This window comes from Arthrobacter sp. Soil763 (assembly GCF_001428365.1).
Classification (GTDB): domain Bacteria; phylum Actinomycetota; class Actinomycetes; order Actinomycetales; family Micrococcaceae; genus Arthrobacter.
On sequence record NZ_LMSH01000001.1, the window covers coordinates 53,071 to 72,029 of the forward strand.

Genomic DNA, 18,959 nt, shown 5'->3' on the forward strand with positions numbered 1-18,959 from the left:
ACATCGCACCCAGCCCTTACCCGGGCACCTAATGAGAGTTAGAGCGGATGAAATTCACACCTTGGAAAACAGCGCTGGGCACAGCCCTGTCCGCAGGGCTCATTGCCCCGCTGGCGGCCCTGCCCGCCGCCGCCCTGGAGGCCACACCAGCGGCCGCCGGGACATCGCCGGTCATCATCAACGAGGCGTACCTCAGCGGCGGCAGCGCCGGCGCGGCCTACAAGAACAAGTTCGTCGAGCTGCACAACACCTCGGACGCCCCGGTATCCCTGGACGGCTGGTCAATCCAGTACCGGTCCGCCACCGGAACCGCCGCCCCGAATAACACGGCCGCCCTCACGGGGACCATCCCCGCCGGCGGGTATTACCTGCTTGAGGGCGGCAGCAACGGCACCGTCGGCGCCGACCTTCCCACCGCCGACACGACCGCCGCCGGATTCAATCCGGCAGGCGGCGGCGGAACGATCGTCCTCGCCCGGCAGGCCACCGCACTGCAGTCGCTGGGCACCGGATCCGTCGTCGAACCCGCCGACGTCGCGGACCTGCTCGGTTACGGGAGCTCCAACACGTTCGAGACCCAGGCGGCAACGGCGCCGTCGGGCAACACGGACGTCAAGAGCCTGAACCGCAGCGGCGGCGCGGACAACAACAACAACGCCGCCGACTTCACCCTGAACGCGGCCATCACCCCCAAGGCGGCCAACGGGGAAGCCACGCCGGTGGACCCGGGCCCGGTCACTCCCCCGGTCTCCAAGAGCATCGCCGAGATCCAAGGCACCGGCGCCGCCAGCCCGCTCGCCGGCTCCGCGGTCACCACCCGCGGCAAAGTCACTGCCGCCTTCCCGACCGGCGGCTTCGCCGGGTTCTACCTGCAGACGCCCGGAACCGGCGGCGAGCTGACGCCGGCCAACCACACCGCGTCGGACGCCATCTTCGTCTATGCCCCGGCCGCCGTCGCCTCCGTGCAGATCGGCGACTATGTCCAGGTCACCGGCGATGTGGCCGAGTACTACGGCATGACCCAGCTCAACGCCGCCGGCGTCACCCAGCTGACCGAGGCCGCCCCCGAGGTCAAGGCCACCGGTTTCACCCTTCCGGCCGACGAAGCCTTCCGCGAATCCCTCGAGGCGATGCTGCTGACGCCCCAGGGACCCGTCACGGTCGCGGACAACTACTCCCTCAACCAGTACGGCGAAATCGGCCTGGCCGGCGGCACCACCCCGCTGGAGCAGCCCACCGCCGTCGCCCCCTACGGTTCCGCCGAGTACACCGCCACCGTGGCGGCCAACGCCGCACGCAGCATCAAGCTCGACGACGGCGCCAGCACCAACTTCCTCAAGGACGCCGCCACCAAGGCGCAGACCCTGCCGTATCTGACCACCACGGACCACGTCCGGGTCGGCTCGCCGGTGACCTTCAAGACCAATGTGGTGCTCAGCTACGCCAACAGCTCGTGGAAGTTCCAGCCGCTGTCACAGCTGACGGCCGAGAACGCGGGCTCGGTGCAACCGGCAAGCTTCGGCGCCACCCGCGCGCAGGCCCCGGCCGCCGTCGGCGGAAACCTCAAGCTCGCCTCGTTCAACGTGCTCAACTACTTCCCGACCACCGGGGACCAGGTTCCCGGGTGCACGTTCTACACCGACCGCGCCGGCAACCCGATCACGGTCAAGGGCGGCTGCGACGTCCGCGGCGCGGCCAACGCCGAGAACTTCAAGCGCCAGCAGGACAAGATCGTTGCCGCCATCAGCAAGTCCGGCGCCGACGTCGTCACCCTCATGGAGGTGGAGAACTCGGCCCAGTTCGGCAAGAACCGGGACGACGCCCTGGCCAAGCTGGTCGACGCCCTGAACATCGCCACGCCCGGCATCTGGGACTACGTGCGGACGCCCGCCAACGCACCCCCGCTGGCCGACGAGGACATGATCCGCACCGCCTTCATTTACAAAAAGGCCGCCGCCGAACCTGTGGGCGAATCCATCATCCACAACGACACGGTCGCCTTCGCCAGTGCCCGCAAACCGCTGGCGCAGGTTTTCAAGCCCGTCGGCGCCGCCGATGACCAGAAGTTCATCGCGATCGCCAACCACTTCAAGTCCAAGGGCTCCGCCGCGACGCCGGACGACACCGACAAGGGCCAGGGCAACTCGAACCTCGCCCGCACCGCCCAGGCTCAATCGCTGCTCGGCTTCGCCGACGAACTGCAGAAATCCAAGGGCACCAACAACGTCTTCCTGATCGGCGACTTCAACTCCTACGCCAAGGAGGACCCGATCAACGTCCTCACGGCCGCCGGGTACGTCAACCAGGACGAGAAGGCCAAAAACGCCGACGGCTCCGCCAAGCACTCCTACCTCTACGGCGGCCTGGTCGGTTCCCTGGACCACATCCTCGCCTCGCCGGCGGCCAACGCCGTCGTCACCGGCGCGGACATCTGGAACATCAACTCGGTGGAATCCGTGGCGCTGGAGTACAGCCGCTACAACAACAACGTCACCGACTACTACGCGGCGGACCAGTTCCGGGCCAGCGACCACGATCCTGTCGTCGTCGGGCTTGACCTGAAAGCCGGCGCCACCGTCCCGGCCAGCGTTGACCTGAACTTCCTGGGCATCAACGACTTCCACGGCCGCATCGACTCGAACACCGTCCTGTTCGCCGGCACCATCGAGAAGCTCCGGGCCGCCGCGGCGCCGGGAGCCACCGCGTTCCTCTCCGCCGGCGACAACATCGGCGCCTCGCTGTTCGCCTCGGCCGTGGCCAAGGACCAGCCGACCATCGACGTGCTGAACGCCCTGGAGCTGCGCACCTCGGCCGTGGGCAACCACGAGTTCGACGGCGGCTGGGCCGACCTGCGTGACCGGGTCATCGCCGGCGGGGCCAACGCCAAGTTCCCCTACCTGGGCGCCAACGTCTACACGAAGGGCACCACCGAGCCGGTCCTGCCGGAGTACACCGTGCTGGACATGAACGGCATCAAGGTCGCCGTGATCGGCACCGTCACGCAGGAAGTGCCGTCGCTCGTCACCCCGGCCGGCGTCGCGGACCTCGAGTTCGGTGACCCCGTCGAGGCCATCAACCGCGTCGCCGCGAAGATCAAGGCGGGCAAGCTCGCCGACGTGATCATCGTCGAGAACCACGACGGCGCCGGATCCGGCGCCCCCGAAGGCGCCACCCTGGAGCAGGAAGTCGCCGCCGGCGGCCCCTTCGCCAAAATGGTCCAGGAAGTCACCCCGGACGTGGCCGCGATCTTCAACGGCCACACCCACAAGCAGTACGCGTGGGACGCCCCGGTCCTGGATGCTGCCGGGCAGCCGACCGGCAAGACCCGTCCGATCGTACAGACCGGCAACTACGGCGAGTACATTGGCCAGATCCAGCTGACCATCGACACCAAGACCATGGCTGTCACCGGCTACAAGGCGGGCAACGTCAAGCGGACCACGGAGCCGGCGGCCGACCTCGTCGCCGCCTACCCGCGGGTTGCCGCGGTGAAGGCGATCGTGGACAAGGCTGTTGCCGACGCCGCCGTGATCGGCAGCCAGCCGGTGGGCAAGGTCACCGCGGACATCACGACGGCGTTCGCCGGCTCCCCCGCCGTGCGCGATGACCGCTCAAGTGAGTCCACCCTGGGCAACCTCGTGGCCGACTCGCTCGTGGACTCCCTGAAGGCACCGGAACTCGGCGGCGCCGAGATCGGCGTCGTCAACCCCGGCGGCCTGCGCAACGAGCTGTACTACGCCCCCGACGGGACCATCACCTACGCCGAGGCCAACGCGGTCCTGCCGTTCGTGAACAACCTGTGGACCACCACTCTGACGGGCGCGCAGTTCAAGACGCTGTTGGAACAGCAGTGGCAGACCAACCCGGACGGCACGGTCCCCAGCCGCGCGTACCAGCAACTGGGCCTGTCCAAGAACGTGAACTACACCTACGACGCCGCCCGCGCCGCCGGGGACCGGATCACCTCGATCCGGATCAACGGTGCGCTGATCGACCCGGCGAAGTCGTACCGGATCGGCACGTTCAGCTTCCTGGCCACCGGGGGCGACAACTTCCGGATCTTCAAGTCCGGCACCGGCACCAAGGACTCCGGGCTCGTGGACCGCGACGCGTGGATCAAGTACCTGCAGGGCCACAACCCGGTCTCGCCGGACTTCGCGCGGCGCTCCGTGGCCGTGGTGAACACCACCGCAGCCGAGGTCAAGGGCGGGGATTCCATCACCCTGGCGGTCTCCAAACTGGACCTGACCTCGCTGGGCAGCCCGGTGAACACCTCGCTGCGGGCCGAGTTCACCGACGCCGCCGGGACCGTCACCGCCCTCGGGTCGGTACCGGTCACTGCCGGTGCGGCGACGGTGGACGTCAAGGTGCCCGCCGGCGCGGCAGCCGGCACCGGCACCCTGGTGCTCACCGCCGTCGAATCCGGAACCCGCGTGGCCACCGACGTGACGGTGGCGGCCAGCGTCCCGGTTCCGCCCAAGTGCACCGCTCCGGTCAAGCCGAAGCGGCCCGCGGACCTTGTGGGCCAGGTGAACTACGGCCTGGTCATGGCCGCCTACCGCAAGTGCCTGAAAGGCTAACCCGCCAGCCGCCCCGCGAGTGAGCATGCCCGTTTTCGGGCCCGCCCACGAGTGAGCATGCCCCGTCCCTGCCCGGACCGGTGGACATAGCACCCTATGTCCACCGGCCGCGCCGGAGGCGGGGCATGCCCATTTTTCGTGCCGGGCAGATACGGACATGCCCGGTCGTCGCTCCCGTGCGGAAGCGGACATGCCCGTTTTTCGGCGAGGGGGCGCTGTGTCACACGGGAAATCTGTTACAGACGGGACTGCTGTGGCGGGGTACTATTTGCCGGTGCGCAGAGGCAAATTCAACCGGGCAGTCGGCATCGTCATCGCCCTGACGGCAAGTGGTGCGGCGGCGCTGCTGTGGTTCGCCGTAGCCGCGGGCGGACCGGCCCTCAGCCAGTCCCCCGCCCAGGGCCTCCTGCTCGGATTCTGGAGCATCCTCTACAACACCGACGCCCCGGCCCCGCGCGTCCTCCTCGCCGCTGTCGCCCTGGCGCTGCTGCTGGCCGCCGGCGTCGCGGCGGTGGACCGCAGGATCGCCAACCGTTCCCGCCGCTCCCTGGATCCGCTCACCCGCCCGCTGGCACCGCGGGTGGTGATGTCCGAGACGCGCGGCGTCTTCGCCGGTCCGGTCACCGTCACGGTCCTGATCCCGGCCCACAACGAGGAGGCGTCGCTGCCGGGCACCATCGCGTCATTGCTGGAGCAGTCCCGGCGCCCGGATCGGGTCATTGTCGTGGCGGACAATTGCACGGACTCCACCGTCGCACTCGCCCGGGAGGCCGGCGTCGAAGTGGTCGAGTCGGTGGCGAACACCCAGAAAAAAGCCGGAGCGCTCAACCAGGTGCTGGACCAACTGCTGCCGGGCCTCGGCGATAACGACGTCGTCATGGTCATGGACGCGGACACCAGGCTCGACGACGGATTCCTCGCCGTGGCCGTCGACCGTTTCACGCAGGACCGGGCGCTGATGGCCGTGGGCGGCCTCTTCTACGGTGAAGAGGGCCACGGCCTGATCGGGCAGTTCCAGCGCAACGAGTACCTCCGCTACAGCCGCGAGATCGGCCGGCGGCGCGGGCGCGTCTTCGTGCTGACCGGCACCGCCTCGATGTTTCGGTCCAGGGCCCTGCGCACAGTGGCGCAGAGCCGTGGCGCCTCGATTCCGGGCACCCCGGGCGATGTCTACGACACGGCAGCCCTCACCGAAGACAACGAACTCACGATCGCGCTGAAGTCCCTGGGCGGGCTGATGATCTCGCCCGCACAGTGCACGGTCGTTACAGAACTGATGCCCGGCTGGCGCATGCTCTGGGCACAGCGGCTGCGCTGGCAGCGCGGCGCCCTGGAAAACATCGGCGCCTACGGCGTCACCCCGCAGACCATGCGGTACTGGGCGCAGCAGTTCGGCATCGGCTACGGCGTAATCGCACTCGGCTCGTACCTGCTGCTGATTTTCCTCATGGTCTTTGCCCTGGACACTTGGATCTGGTTCCCGTTCTGGCTGGGCCTGGGCGCCCTGTTCATGGTCGAACGCGTCGCCACGGTCTGGCAGGGCGGCTGGCGCGCACGGCTCCTGGCCGTCACGCTCTTCCCGGAACTGTTTTTCGACATGTTCCTCAACGTGGTCTACCTCAAGGGCGTCGCCGACATTTCGCTGGGCCGGACGGCCAGCTGGAAACACCTCACGCCCGCCCGGCCGCGCGAGTTCCAGACGGCGGAGCGCCCGTGACCGCCACCCTGCTCCCCGCCGGACTCCTCTTCCCGGAATCCTTGCTGCACTCGCAGTGGTTCGCCATCCTGGCCACCTTCGTGGCGATCAACACCGTCATGTACGCCGCCCTGGCGCTGGCCAAGATTCTCCCCAAGCTGCACCCGACGGAGTGGATCCGGACCCGCAACGAGCGCTCCGAGACGCGCAGCATCCACCCGGACGCCGCGGACTAGGGCAGGTCCCGGCCCAGGATGCCGCGGGCGATCTCGTCGGCGTCGCGCAGCGTGCGCTGGCCGCTGCGGTACGCCGGCCCCTGCTGCTGCCGGGCCTCCGCGGCGATGGCCGTGCCCCACTGCGCCGCGGACAGCTGCAGGCCCAGCACATAGATACCCTCGGTGACCGCTCCGTTCGCGCCGACCGGGCGGTAAGGGTGCGGCACCACGTCCAGGCCGGAGCTCTGCACCGGCATCCCCTCTGCGCTCATCATCAGGCGCGGTCGCACCAGGCCGTCGGCCAGGAGCTGTTCCAGCAACGGCGACGCGTTGACCGCCACCCGGTTCGCCGGGGCGAGGGCCTCAATCATCGCCGTCGCCTCCACCCGGTCCGGGACGTCGCCGACGGCGCCGGGTCCGCCGGAGCCTGGGGCGTGCGGGCCGCCCACCCAGGGCGACGCGGCGGTAAACGCCCCGGCCTTCCGGTCGACGCCGAATTTCGGGTCCGGTCCGACGAAACTGACCACGCCGGCCCGCGCGAGCGCCGCAAGCTGCTCGGCCCGCAGGGCGGGCGGCCCGCTGGCCAGTCCCTCCACGAACGACTCGAACCAGCCGCGCAGCCCGGCGACCCACGATTCATCGGTGATACCGCCGTCGGCGACAACCGTCTTGAGGGCCGCCCGGCCGTGGTGCAGGGCGCCGATGGCCATCTTGACGGGGTCCTGCTCACCGAGGGCGGAGCGCCGGGCGTCATCGAGCAGGTACTCGACGACGGCGGCGTCCAGTTCCGCCCGGGACGCGAAGGTGCGGCCGGCCAGCGGCGCGGCGAGCCCCAGCAGGTCGAGCCGGTGGGCCTGGTCAACGTGCGCGGCGATGACGGCCCCGGCAGCTTCCTCCCACTTCGCGGTGGAGTGCGCGTGCGGCTGCAATGCTTCCTCCAGCGCGGCCAGGAAGGCCTCCGGGCCGGTCCCGACGGCGCCGGGCTGCGAGCGCGCCAGGGTGGAGTAATACGCCCACAGGACGTCCCGGTGCAGCAGGGGCCAGAGGTCGTGGTCGAAGCCGGGGACGATGCCCGCCGCGGCGAACTTGGCGAGCGCCTCCTCGGTGCAGTACCGCAGCGAAACCGACGCCGGGTAGTAGCCGGCCAGGGCGGCCTTGGCCCGGTACGGGGTCCCGCGGCGCGAGGCGGCGATGATCTTCGGTTCGCGGCCGGAGGGCTGGTAGGTCAGGCCGCCGTCCGCGGCGGGCAGGAACTTGCCGCCGCGCCCCTCGGTCAGCTGGCCCATGACGTCAAAGAAGTTCAGCCCCATGCCGCGCACCAGGACCGGCTGCACGGCCGGGATCACGGACCAGTCGACGTCGGCGGGGACCGCGGGCGGCAGGTACTTCAGGCCCAGCTCTTCGGCCGCGGCCTGGAGTTCGCGCTGCTCCGGGTTGAGCCGGGACTCCAGGTGGCCCAGCGCCAGCACCACCGAATCGACGCTGAGCACGGTCCCGTCGTCGAGCGCGACGTCGAACCGGGCGCCCCCGCCGGCCTGGCCCAAGGCGGGCACGTGCCCGTCGTCGGGCACCGGTCCGGTTTCGGGAACCGGACCCTCCGCCGTCGCCGTCGGCCGGACCGACACCGCGGCGCTGCGGTGGAACTCGACGGTGACGCCGGCAGGAAGCCTGCGGATCAGTTCCTCCAGCGTGCACCGCAGGTAGCGGCCATAGAGCGCACGGCTGGGAAAGTCGGAAGAGGTCAGCCCGGCGAGCTCCTCCCGGTCCCCGGCGGAGAGCTCCGGGTCCGGTTCCCTCTCCTGCCGTTGCCGCCACTGGTCGAAGGTGCCGCCGGCCAGCGGTGCTGCCAGCTCCGGCTCCTGCGGCACGACGGTGGGGTAAAACGACTGGGTGTTCATCAGGTAGAGCCGCGACTGCCCGGGCTGCCAGACGTGTCCCGGGCCCGCCGGGAAGGGGTCGACGACGTCGATGTGCAGCGACGCGTCAGCAGCACCCGGCGTCCAGTTCGCGAGCAGCCGTTCCAGCACGCTGGTGCCCCGGGGCCCGGCGCCGATCAGTGCCGTCCGGATGCTCTGCGATATTCCCACGGCATCCAGCGTATCGGCATCCGGGCCGGCGGCTTGACTTGCCTGCGCGGCGCCGCTGTTGCTTGGATGGGCGAATGAGCACCTCTGCAGCTGAATATTCCACTGTGTCCGGCGAGCCCTCCGGGGAGGTTTCCGCTACCGCACCCGAACCCGTCGACGAGAACATCTGGCTGGAGGACATCTACGGCGAGGAGCAACTGGCCTGGGTCCGGGAGCAGAACGCCCGCACCGAGGAACTGCTCGAAGACGCCGACTACGGCGAGCTCGAGAACCGGATCCTGGAGGTGCTGGACTCCACCGACCGGATCGCCATGGTGGGCAAGCACGGCCGCTGGTACTACAACTTCTGGAAAGACCGCGAGAACCCCAAAGGACTGTGGCGCCGGACCGACTGGGAGAGCTACCGCGCCGGATCCCCCGAGTGGGAGGTCCTGCTGGACGTCGATGCCCTCGCCGCGGCCGAAGGCGAGGAATGGGTCTTCCACGGCGCGAATTTCCTGCGCCCGGCGCCCGGGGAGCCGCACCGCCGCGCCCTCCTGGCGCTGTCCCCCGACGGCGGCGACGCGAACCGCTACCGGGAGTTCGACGTCGAGACCCGCAGCTTCGTCGACCCGGCCACGGGCGGCTTCGACCTTCCGACGGCCAAGGGCAACGTCTCGTGGCTCGACGCCGACACCCTGCTGGTGGCGACGACCGCCGCGGACCTGCCGCGCACCAGTTCTTCCTATGCCCGGACCGGCGTGCGGCTGCGCCGCGGCGAAACCCTGGACGCCGCGGAGCGGCTCTTCGAGATCCCCGAGGAGCACATGATGGCCCTGCTGCTCCACGACCCGACCCCCGGCTTCGAGCGGACCTTCGCCGTGGACTGGATCAGCTTTTTTGAAAAGCGCACCTCCGTGCTGCGGGACGGCTCGTGGGTCGAACTTGAGGTGCCCGCCGACGTCAACCTCAGCTCCCACCGCGAGTGGCTGCTGTTCCGCCCGCAGGGCGAGTGGACCGTGGAGGGGACCACCTACCCGGCCGGTTCCCTGCTGGCAGCCGACTTCGAGGATTACCTGGCCGGCGGCCGGGAGCTGTCCGTGCTTTTTGCCCCCGACGAGCACACCTCGCTGCAGTCCTGGAGCTGGACCCGGGACTTCCTACTGCTGAACCTGCTGCGGGACGTTTCCTCGGAGATCCGTGTGCTGGATCCGCAACGGCCGGGCACCGACGCGGCCTGGGCATCCAGCACCCTGGACGCCTGCCCGCCGCTGCACGATGTGACCGCCTACGCCGTCAGCGACGAGGACGATCTCGTTGACGAGGACACCGGCGGCGGCGAGGATGCCGGCGGTACCGCCGGGAACGACTTCTGGCTCGTCGCGACCGGGTTCACGACCCCCAGCACGCTGACTCGCGGCACCCTGGTCCGGGCCGGCGTGGACGGCGTTACCAGCACGCACGAGGTGGTCCGGACCGCGCCGTCGTTCTTCGACGAGGACGCCTACGAGGTCCAGCAGCACTTCGCCGTGTCCAAGGACGGCACCCGGGTACCGTACTTCCAGATCGCCGCCCGGGACCTGGTACTCGACGGCCAGAACCCCACCCAGCTCTCCGGCTACGGCGGCTTCGAGATCTCCCGCACCCCCGCGTACAGCGGCGCGGTGGGCCGGGCCTGGCTGGAACGGCGCACGGAGGAATCCGCGGCGGCCGAAGGCGATGCACCGCACAGCCGCGGAGGCGTCTACGTGGTGGCGAACATCCGCGGCGGCGGCGAGTACGGGCCGTCCTGGCACCGCGCCGCCCTGCAGGACAAGCGGCACCGGGCCTATGAGGACTTCGCCGCGGTCGCGCAGGACTTGATCTCCCGCGGGGTGACGTCCCGGCAGCGGCTGGGGTGCGTCGGCGGCTCCAACGGCGGGCTGCTGGTGGGGAACATGCTCACCCAGTACCCGGAGCTCTTCGGCGCCATCTCCTGCGGGGTGCCGCTGCTGGACATGCGCCGGTACAGCAAGCTCTCCGCCGGGTATTCCTGGATCGCCGAGTACGGCGACCCCGACGTGGCCGAGCAGTGGGAGTTCATCCGGACCTTCTCGCCCTACCACCTGCTCCGCGACGGCGTGGAGTACCCCGAGACGTTCATCTGGACCGCCACTTCGGATGACCGGGTTGGTCCGGTGCAGGCCCGCAAGATGGCCGCCCGCATGCAGGCCATGGGCATCCCCAACGTCTGGTTCCACGAGGCGCTGGAGGGCGGGCACGCCGGCGCCTCGGACAACCGCCAGGCCGCTGCGCTGCAAAGCCGGAGCCAGCATTTCCTCTGGCGCGCACTGGCAGGCCGGGCCGCCTGAGCCCGGCGCCGGGCGGCGCGTCGACCGTTTTGCACTGCATGGCCGGTTCTGCGTATCCTTGGTTGGCTAGTAATAGCAATTGGAGACGTGCCAGAGCGGCCGAATGGGCTTCACTGCTAATGAAGTGTGGGGCACAACTCCACCGGGGGTTCAAATCCCCCCGTCTCCGCGTTTGGCCCCGGTCCTCGACCGGGGCCTTTTGCGTACCCGGCTCCGACGCTCCCTCACCTCCGGGCCGAACCTGCCCGACGCTCCCTCACCTCCGGGCGGGTTTTCGGATGGCAGGATAGGCGCATGTCGACCAAGCACGCGTTTGACGCGATCATCCTGGGCGGCGGCCACAACGGGCTCGCCGCCGCAGCGTACCTGTCCCGGGCCGGGCGGAAGGTCCTGCTCCTGGAGAAGCTCGACCGGCCCGGCGGCGCGGCGGTCTCCGCCGAGGCGTTCGACGGCGTCGGGGCCTGGCTTTCGCGCTATTCGTACCTGGTCAGCCTGCTGCCGCGTCAGATTATCGACGACCTCGGCCTGCGCATCACGCTGGCCCGGCGGCGGTACTCCTCCTACACCCCGGACCCGGCGGACCCGCGCCGCGGCCTGCTGATCGACAACGACGACGACGCGGCCACCGCGGCGTCGTTCGCCGCGGTCGGGGCGCCGGAGGGTGAATTCCGCGCCTTCAGCGACTTTTATGCCGGCTGCGGCAGACTCACCCGCGCGCTCTGGCCCACCATGACCGACCCGCTGCCCACCCGCTCCGCGGCGAAACGGCTGGCGGCCCTGGCCGGGGCGGAGGACGCGTGGGAAGCGATGGTGGAACGGCCGGTTGGAGAGGCGATCTCCCGGGCGCTGGGCCACGACCTGGTCCGCGGCGTCGTGCTGACCGACGCCCTGATCGGCACGTTTGCCCGGGCCGGCGACACCGACCTGCAGCAGAACATCTGTTTCCTCTACCACCTGATCGGCGGCGGCACCGGCGACTGGGACGTGCCCGTGGGCGGGATGGGTGCGGTGTCCGGGGAACTGGAACGCGCCGCACGGGAGGCCGGGGCGCTCATCCTCACCTCGGCGGAAGCCACGTCGGTCCGGGCCGGCGGCGTCGTGGGTTACCGGCACGACGGCGCCGACCATACCGTCTCCGCCCCCTGGGTGCTGGCCAACGTGGCTCCGGTGGTCCTGGACCGCCTGCGCAGCGCCGGTGAGGCCGGTCCCGGCACCGCTCGGACCGGATCCCCGCACGGGACGCAGAACCCGAACCATCTCCGTGAAGGCGCCCAGGTCAAGGTCAACCTGCTGCTCAAACGGCTGCCGCGGCTGCTGGACGACACGGTCAGTCCGGAGGCGGCGTTCGGCGGGACGTTCCATATCAACGAGACCTGGGCCCAGCTGGACGCGGCGTACCTCGGCGCCGCGGCCGGCGAGGTCCCGGACCCGCTACCCTGCGAGATCTACTGCCATTCGCTGACGGATCCCAGCATCCTCTCCCCCGAACTCCAGGCCTCGGGTGCGCAGACCCTGACGGTGTTCGGCCTGCACGTCCCGGACCGGCTCGTCACCGCCGCCAACAATGATGTGCGCCGCGCCGAGCTGCAGGCTGCCGTCCTGCGGTCGCTGAACAGCGTCCTCGCCGAACCGGTGGAGGACCTCCTGCTGACCGGCCCGGACGGCCAGCCCTGCATCGAGACCAAGACCACGCTGGACATCGAACGGGCCGTCGGCATGCCGCGCGGGAACATCTTCCACGGCGGGCTGGACTGGCCCTTCGCGGAGGACGACACGCCGCTGGACACCCCCGCCCGGCGCTGGGGCGTCGAGACCGACGACCCGCACCTCCTGCTCTGCGGATCCGGTGCCCGCCGGGGCGGCGCAGTCAGCGCCATCGGCGGCCACAACGCCGCCATGGCCGTCCTGGAAGCAGAGGGCTCAGGCCGCTAAACGTGGGCTTAGCCGGCTTGGCCGAGCACGAGCGGCAGCACGGCTCCGGCTCCCGCGAGCCGGAGCGCCCGTCCGGCCACCGTGACGGTCCAGCGGCTGTCCACCAGGTCGTCGACCAGCATCACGCTCTGGCCCTGGATGCCCGCCAGTGCCGCCTCGAGCTCCGGCCCCACCACGAGGCGGTCCCAGACTCCCGCGAGCCGGTAGGCGCTGTTTCCGCCCCGGCCGCCCGTCGGGCCGCCATGGGCGAGTTCCAACTGGCCGAGGTACGGGATCCGGCCGATCCCTGATATCCCCTGCGCCAGCGTCTGCACCAGCTCGGGCTTGCTCCGGGACGGGACGCTCACAATCGCCGCCGGGCGCGCCGCGCCGCTCCAGCCCGGGTTGCGCGCGTCACCGCTGCCCCACTCGCGCAGGACCTGGACGCACGCCTGCAGCATGGCCTGGTCCACGGCGCGGTCGGGGGCGCCGGCGGCGAAGATCTCCCGCAGGGCTCCGCCCCAGCCCAGGTCCGTCATGCGGGCCAGGACGCGGCCATTGGCGACGCTTTCCTCCGCTTTCATCTTGCCCTTCACCGGCACGCCCAGCCGGTCCATGCCGCTGGGCCACTGCAGCCGGGGTTCCAGCACCATGCCGGCCCTGTTCAGGGTCTCCCCCGCCGCTTCCGTGGCGTCCGCGGCGATGTCGGCCGGGAACCACTGGCCGGCGCAGTTGTCGCAGCGGCCGCAGGGGCTGGCGGTCTCGTCGTCGAGCACCGAGGTGATGTACTCCATCCGGCAGCCGGCCGTGTCCTGGTAGATCACCATGGAATCCTGCTCGTCCACCCGGGCCTCGGCGATCCGACGGTACCGCTCGGCGTCGTAGGTCCATGGGCGCCCGGTGGAGCGCCACCCGCCGCCGACCCGCTCCACCGCCCCGTCCACGGCGAGCACCTTGAGCAGCAGTTCCAGCGGCGTGCGGCGCAGGTCGACCCGGGCCTCGAGCGCCACGGTGGACACGGCCGTGCCTGCCTCGGCGAGGGCGGTCAGGACCGCGGCCGCCTTTTCCTCGGAGGGCATGGAGGCGGTGGCGAAGTACTGCCAGATGTCCCGGTCCTCGGCGCCGGGCAGGAGCAGCACGTCGGCGTTCGCCGCGCCGCGGCCCGCACGGCCGACCTGCTGGTAGTAGGCTACCGGGGACGACGGCGCACCCAGGTGGACCACAAAGCCCAGGTCCGGCTTGTCGAAGCCCATGCCGAGGGCGGAGGTGGCCACGAGTGCCTTGACCTGGTTGTCCTTGAGCAGTTGCTCGGCGCGCTCCCGGTCCGCGGGGTCGGTGCGTCCGGTGTAGGCGAGCACCTCGTGGCCGGCTTCGGCCAGCAGCCGGGCGGTGTCTTCCGCCGCGGAGACGGTCAGGGTGTAGATGATGCCGCTGCCCGGGAGGTCACGCAAATGGGTCAACAGCCAGCCCAGCCGCTGCCGGGAGTCGGGCAGCCGCAGCACGCCGAGGCGCAGGGATTCCCGGCCCAGGGCGCCACGGATCGTCAGGACCCCCTCCCCAAGCTGCTCCTCGATGTCGTGGACCACCCGGGAGTTGGCAGTGGCGGTGGTGGCCAGGACCGGGACGGTGTCCGGCAGCTGGGTGATGAGGTCCGCGATCCGCCGGTAGTCGGGGCGGAAGTCGTGGCCCCAATCGGAGATGCAGTGGGCTTCATCGATCACCAGCAGGCCGGTGCGGCGGACCAGTTCCGGCAGCTGGTTCTCACGGAACGAGGGGTTCGTCAGCCGCTCCGGAGACACCAGGAGCACGTCCACCTCATCGGCGGCGAGCTGTGCGCGGACGGTGTCCCAGTCCAGCTGGTTGGCGGAGTTGATGGCTACCGCACGGACCCCGGCGCGGGCGGCGGCGGCCACCTGGTCGCGCATCAGTGCCAGCAGCGGGGACACGATCAACGTCGGTCCGGCACCGCGGCGGCGCAGCAGCAGGGACGCGACGAAGTAGACGGCGGACTTACCCCAGCCGGTGCGCTGGACCACGAGGGCGCGCCGGCCGCCGTCGACCAGCGCCTCGATCGCCTCAAACTGGCCGTCGTGGAACTCCGCTTCCGGATGCCCCACCAGTTCCCGCAATACGGCGCGGGCCTGGTCACGGGTTCCGCCACCGGCGGCGGATCCAGGGGCGGGAAGGACTGCAGCGTTCTGGTTAGTGGCCATTGATTCAGTATCCCAGCCAGCTCCGACAGCCACGAAGCGGGCCGGCGGGTATGTGGAGAAGGCCTGTCCACATACGCCCGCGGCCCGGCGGGGCCGCGGGCGGTTCCACGTAAGATAGGTGCCGTGACTAGCGAACAGACGAAGACCTTTGACCTTTCGGCGTCCTTCAAGGCGTACGACGTGCGCGGCATTGTGGGCGAATCCATCACCACCGAAATCGTCGAGGCCGTCGGGGCGGCGTTCGTGGACGTCCTGGACCTGGCCGGAGAGACCGTTCTGGTCGGCGGCGACATGCGCCCCTCCTCGCCGGAGTTCAGCCGGGCCTTCGCCAACGGCGCGGCCACCCGCGGCGCTAACGTCCAGCTGCTCGACCTCATCTCCACCGACGAGCTCTACTACGCCTGCGGGTCCCTGAACGCGGCCGGCGCCACCTTCACCGCCAGCCACAACCCGGCCGAATACAACGGCATCAAGATGGCCAAGGCCGGCGCGGTGCCGATCTCCTCCGAGACCGGCCTCAAAGAGATCCAGGCCGCCGCCGAGGCTTACCTCAACGCCGGCACCATCCCCGGCGACGTTCCGCGCGGCCTGATCAGCGTGCGCGACGTGCTCAAGGACTATGCCGAGTACCTGCGCAGCCTCGTGGACCTCAGCGGCTCCCGTCCGCTGAAGGTCGTCGTGGACGCCGGCAACGGCATGGCCGGCATGACCACCCCGGCGGTGCTCGGCGATACCCTGCTGCCCAAGCTCCCGCTGGAGATCATCCCGCTCTACTTCGAGCTCGACGGCTCGTTCCCGAACCACCCGGCCAACCCGCTGGAGCCGGAAAACCTGCGCGACCTGCAGGCCGCCGTCATCGCGCACGGCGCCGACGTGGGGCTCGCCTTCGACGGCGACGCGGACCGCTGCTTCGTGATCGACGAAAAGGGCCAGCCGGTCTCCCCGTCCGCCGTGACGGGCATGGTGGCCCGGCGCGAAATCGCCCGCGCCAAGGCCAGCGGCGAGGACACCCCCACGATCATCCACAACCTCCTGACGTCCCGGGCGGTGCCTGAACTCGTCGCCAGCGAAGGCGGCCGGGCGTTCCGCACCCGGGTGGGACACTCCTTCATCAAGGCCGTCATGGCCGCCGAGGGGGCCATCTTCGGCGGTGAGCACTCCGCGCACTTCTACTTCCGCGACTTCTGGAACGCCGACACCGGCATGCTCGCGGCCATGCACGTCCTGGCCGCGCTCGGCGAGCAGGACGGCCCGCTGTCCGAACTGGGCCGCGAATACGAGCCCTACCGGTCCTCCGGCGAGATCAACTCGGAAATCGAGGACAAGGCCGCCGCCGTGGAACGGGTCCGGGTGGATTTCCACACCGAGGATGTCGAGGTCGACTACCTTGACGGCAGCACGTTCATCGCCGCGGACGGAAGCTACTGGTTCAACCTGCGCCCCTCCAACACCGAGCCCTTCCTGCGGCTCAACGTCGAAGCGGTCGACCAGGAAACCATGGAGCGCGTCCGCGACCGGGTCCTGGCCCTGGTCCGGAGCTGAAGGCCGTGACTGATCCCGCAGCCTCCGGCCCTGACCTGCAGCCGGCGGACCCCACCGAGGACTCTTGGCGCGGTTCCGTGCCGGACGCCAGTGCGACCGACCTGGAGAACCTGCTCGGCACCGGCGTTGGGGCGGCGCAGGAACAGCTCGAGCGCAACGGCGGTTTCCTGCCGTTCGCCCTGGTCGTGCAGAACGACGGCGAGGTCCGCCTCGTCGCTGTCACCCCGGCCGACGCTGCCGGCGACACCGACGCCGACTTCGACGCGGACGGCATGATCGCGGACCTGACCGAGCTGCTCCGCCAGCACCGGGACGAGTTCCGCGCCGCCGCGATCGTCTGCGACATCACCCTGCTGGAAGAGGACTCGGACGCCATCCACGTGGCCGCCGAGCACCGGGACGGCTCCGTCTTCGCGGCCGTCCTGCCCTACGGCGGGAATTCGCAAACGAACGCGCTGGAGTTCGGCGAGCTCTCCGCCGACACCAACGAACCCACCGTCTGGGTGGACTAGACAAGCCGGCCGGATGAAGATCAACGCCTTCGCGGACGTGAGCCTGCGCGCCATGATGGTGCTCGCAGCCGCGCCCGACGGCGAGCTGCTCACCACCCAGAGCATCGCGGACGCGGTCGGCACCCCCTACAACCACGTCAGCAAGGCGATGGCCAGGCTGCGCGAGCTCGGCCTGATCGACGTCGAGCGCGGCCGGCTGGGCGGGGCCCGGCTCAGCGCCGCCGGCCGCGCCGCCACCGTCGGCCAGTTGCTGCGCCAACTGGACACCCGGACCGACCCGGCCGACTGTGTCGGTTCCGCAGGCACCTGCCCGCTGATCGCCGAATGCCGGCTGCGCGGGGCCCTGGCCCGCGCCCGGGAGGCGTTCTACCGGGAGCTGGACGGACTGGTGGTCGCGTCCCTGCCCACCGAACGGCAGATGGCCCCCGTCTTCCAGACCATCGGCCTCCGCCCGGACCTCTAGTCCTCGCCACGCCACGCCCGGGCGTCACGTCGATTTGCAACCGATTTCTACGACCTGTAGAACTGAGGCATGAATACTCGTATTTGAAATACAAGTATTTCGGAATCGGTCCGGTTGAAGACCCCGGGCCACTATCTCAGGAGTCAGCAATGCTCTCGGACAAGTCCTTCCCCGTCATCGAGGCCACCCTGCCGCTGGTCGGTTCCCGGATCGCCGACATCACGCGCAAGTTTTACGCCCGTCTCTTCGGCGCGCACCCCGAACTGCTGGACGGTCTCTTCAGCCGCTCCAACCAGCGCTCCGGGAACCAGCAGCAGGCCCTGGCCGGAAGCATCGCCGCCTTCGCCAGCCACCTGGTCAGCAACCCCGGCACCCTCCCGGAGACCGTGCTGTCGCGTATCGCCCACCGCCACGCGTCCCTCGGCATCACCGAACCCCAGTACCAGGTGGTCTACGAGCACCTCTTCGCCGCCATCGCCGAGGACCTCGCTGACGTCATCACCCCCGAAATCGCCGAGGCCTGGACCGAGGTCTACTGGCTGATGGCCGATGCCCTGATCAAACTGGAAAAGGGCCTCTACGCCAACCAGGCGAACGACAAGATGTGGACCCCGTGGCGGGTCGCCGCCAAGACCGCCGCCGGCACCGGCTCCATGACCTTCACCCTGGAACCGGCGGACGACACCCCGGTCACCCCCGCACTGTCCGGCCAGTATGTCAGCGTCAAGGTAACCCTGCCGGAGGGCCTGCGGCAGGTCCGCCAGTACTCGCTCTCCGGTGACGCCGGCACCAGCCGCAGCTTCACCACCAAGCTCGACGACGGCGGCGAGGTCTCCCCCGTGCTGCACAAGCATGTCGAAGTCGGCGACGTCCTCGAGATCTCCAACCCCTACGGCGAGATCACGCTCAAGGAGGACGACGGCCCCGTGGTCCTCGCCTCGGCCGGCATCGGCTGCACGCCGTCCGCCTCGATCCTGCGCTCCCTCGCCGAGTCCGGCTCGGATCGCCAGGTGCTGGTGCTGCACGCCGAAAGCACCCTGGACAGCTGGGCGCTGCGCTCCCAGATGACCGACGACGTCGAACGCCTCGACGGCGCCGAACTGCAGCTCTGGCTGGAACGTCCGGAGGCCGGCGCCCGGGAGGGCTTCATGTCGCTGCGCGACGTGGACCTGCCGGCGAATGCCTCGCTGTACCTGTGCGGGCCGCTGCCGTTCATGAAGAACATCCGCAACGAGGCCATCAACGCCGGCATCCCCGCCACCAAGATCCACTACGAGGTCTTCGGCCCGGACATCTGGCTCGCCAACTGAGCAGCCCCTCGCCAGTAACAGACGACGGCGGCCCGCACCTTCGGCGCGAAGGATGCGGGCCGCCGGCGTCGTTATCCGGACCTGACCGCCGCACCCGCGC

11 protein-coding genes and 1 tRNA gene are annotated in these 18,959 nt (G+C 70.0%); 10 read left to right on the plus strand and 2 right to left on the minus strand.

Annotated elements, in window-relative coordinates; all coding sequences use genetic code 11:
* Positions 1 to 47 precede the first annotated feature (47 nt).
* From ASG71_RS00245 to ASG71_RS00255, 3 genes are all read left to right on the plus strand, one after another.
* Positions 48 to 4,580, plus strand: a complete 4,533-nt coding sequence (locus ASG71_RS00245) for an ExeM/NucH family extracellular endonuclease (protein ID WP_056735961.1) — start codon at positions 48 to 50, stop codon at positions 4,578 to 4,580.
* A gap of 274 nt (positions 4,581 to 4,854) precedes the next feature.
* Complete coding sequence (locus ASG71_RS00250) at positions 4,855 to 6,297, plus strand: glycosyltransferase family 2 protein (RefSeq protein ID WP_235563885.1); 1,443 nt, start codon at positions 4,855 to 4,857, stop codon at positions 6,295 to 6,297.
* Positions 6,294 to 6,512 (plus strand): hypothetical protein, encoded by a 219-nt coding sequence (locus ASG71_RS00255; RefSeq protein ID WP_235563886.1) that lies wholly within the window; start codon positions 6,294 to 6,296, stop codon positions 6,510 to 6,512. Before ASG71_RS00250 ends, ASG71_RS00255 begins: the two co-directional genes overlap by 4 nt.
* On the opposite strand, the gene ASG71_RS00260 is transcribed toward ASG71_RS00255, so the two are convergent.
* The gene (locus tag ASG71_RS00260) at positions 6,509 to 8,578 is read right to left on the minus strand and encodes an FAD/NAD(P)-binding protein (protein WP_056735963.1); all 2,070 of its coding nucleotides are present in this window, start codon (positions 8,576 to 8,578) and stop codon (positions 6,509 to 6,511) included. The two genes, ASG71_RS00255 and ASG71_RS00260, sit on opposite strands and share 4 nt — an antisense overlap.
* A 74-nt stretch (positions 8,579 to 8,652) precedes the next feature.
* Between ASG71_RS00260 and ASG71_RS00265 the strand changes: the two genes are divergently transcribed.
* From ASG71_RS00265 to ASG71_RS00275, 3 genes are all read left to right on the plus strand, one after another.
* The gene (locus tag ASG71_RS00265) at positions 8,653 to 10,908 is read left to right on the plus strand and encodes a prolyl oligopeptidase family serine peptidase (protein ID WP_056735965.1); all 2,256 of its coding nucleotides are present in this window, start codon (positions 8,653 to 8,655) and stop codon (positions 10,906 to 10,908) included.
* Between the two features lie 81 nt (positions 10,909 to 10,989).
* Positions 10,990 to 11,077 (plus strand) — tRNA-Ser (locus tag ASG71_RS00270).
* Between the two features lie 125 nt (positions 11,078 to 11,202).
* On the plus strand, positions 11,203 to 12,840 hold the full coding sequence (locus ASG71_RS00275) for a phytoene desaturase family protein (RefSeq protein ID WP_056735967.1): 1,638 nt from the start codon (positions 11,203 to 11,205) through the stop codon (positions 12,838 to 12,840).
* A gap of 8 nt (positions 12,841 to 12,848) precedes the next feature.
* Here ASG71_RS00275 and ASG71_RS00280 read toward each other — a convergent pair whose 3' ends face one another.
* Positions 12,849 to 15,032, minus strand: coding sequence for a RecQ family ATP-dependent DNA helicase (locus ASG71_RS00280; protein WP_056735969.1), 2,184 nt, complete (start codon positions 15,030 to 15,032; stop codon positions 12,849 to 12,851).
* 123 nt (positions 15,033 to 15,155) lie between these two features.
* Between ASG71_RS00280 and ASG71_RS00285 the strand changes: the two genes are divergently transcribed.
* From ASG71_RS00285 to ASG71_RS00300, 4 genes are all read left to right on the plus strand, one after another.
* The gene (locus ASG71_RS00285; protein WP_056735971.1) at positions 15,156 to 16,574 is read left to right on the plus strand and encodes a phosphomannomutase/phosphoglucomutase; all 1,419 of its coding nucleotides are present in this window, start codon (positions 15,156 to 15,158) and stop codon (positions 16,572 to 16,574) included.
* A gap of 5 nt (positions 16,575 to 16,579) precedes the next feature.
* On the plus strand, positions 16,580 to 17,086 hold the full coding sequence (locus ASG71_RS00290) for a hypothetical protein (RefSeq protein WP_235563887.1): 507 nt from the start codon (positions 16,580 to 16,582) through the stop codon (positions 17,084 to 17,086).
* 13 nt (positions 17,087 to 17,099) lie between these two features.
* Positions 17,100 to 17,549, plus strand: coding sequence for an RrF2 family transcriptional regulator (locus ASG71_RS00295; RefSeq protein ID WP_056735973.1), 450 nt, complete (start codon positions 17,100 to 17,102; stop codon positions 17,547 to 17,549).
* 149 nt (positions 17,550 to 17,698) lie between these two features.
* Entirely contained in the window at positions 17,699 to 18,859 is a 1,161-nt protein-coding gene (locus tag ASG71_RS00300; RefSeq protein ID WP_056735975.1) for a globin domain-containing protein, read from the plus strand.
* The last annotated feature ends 100 nt before the right edge of the window (positions 18,860 to 18,959 follow it).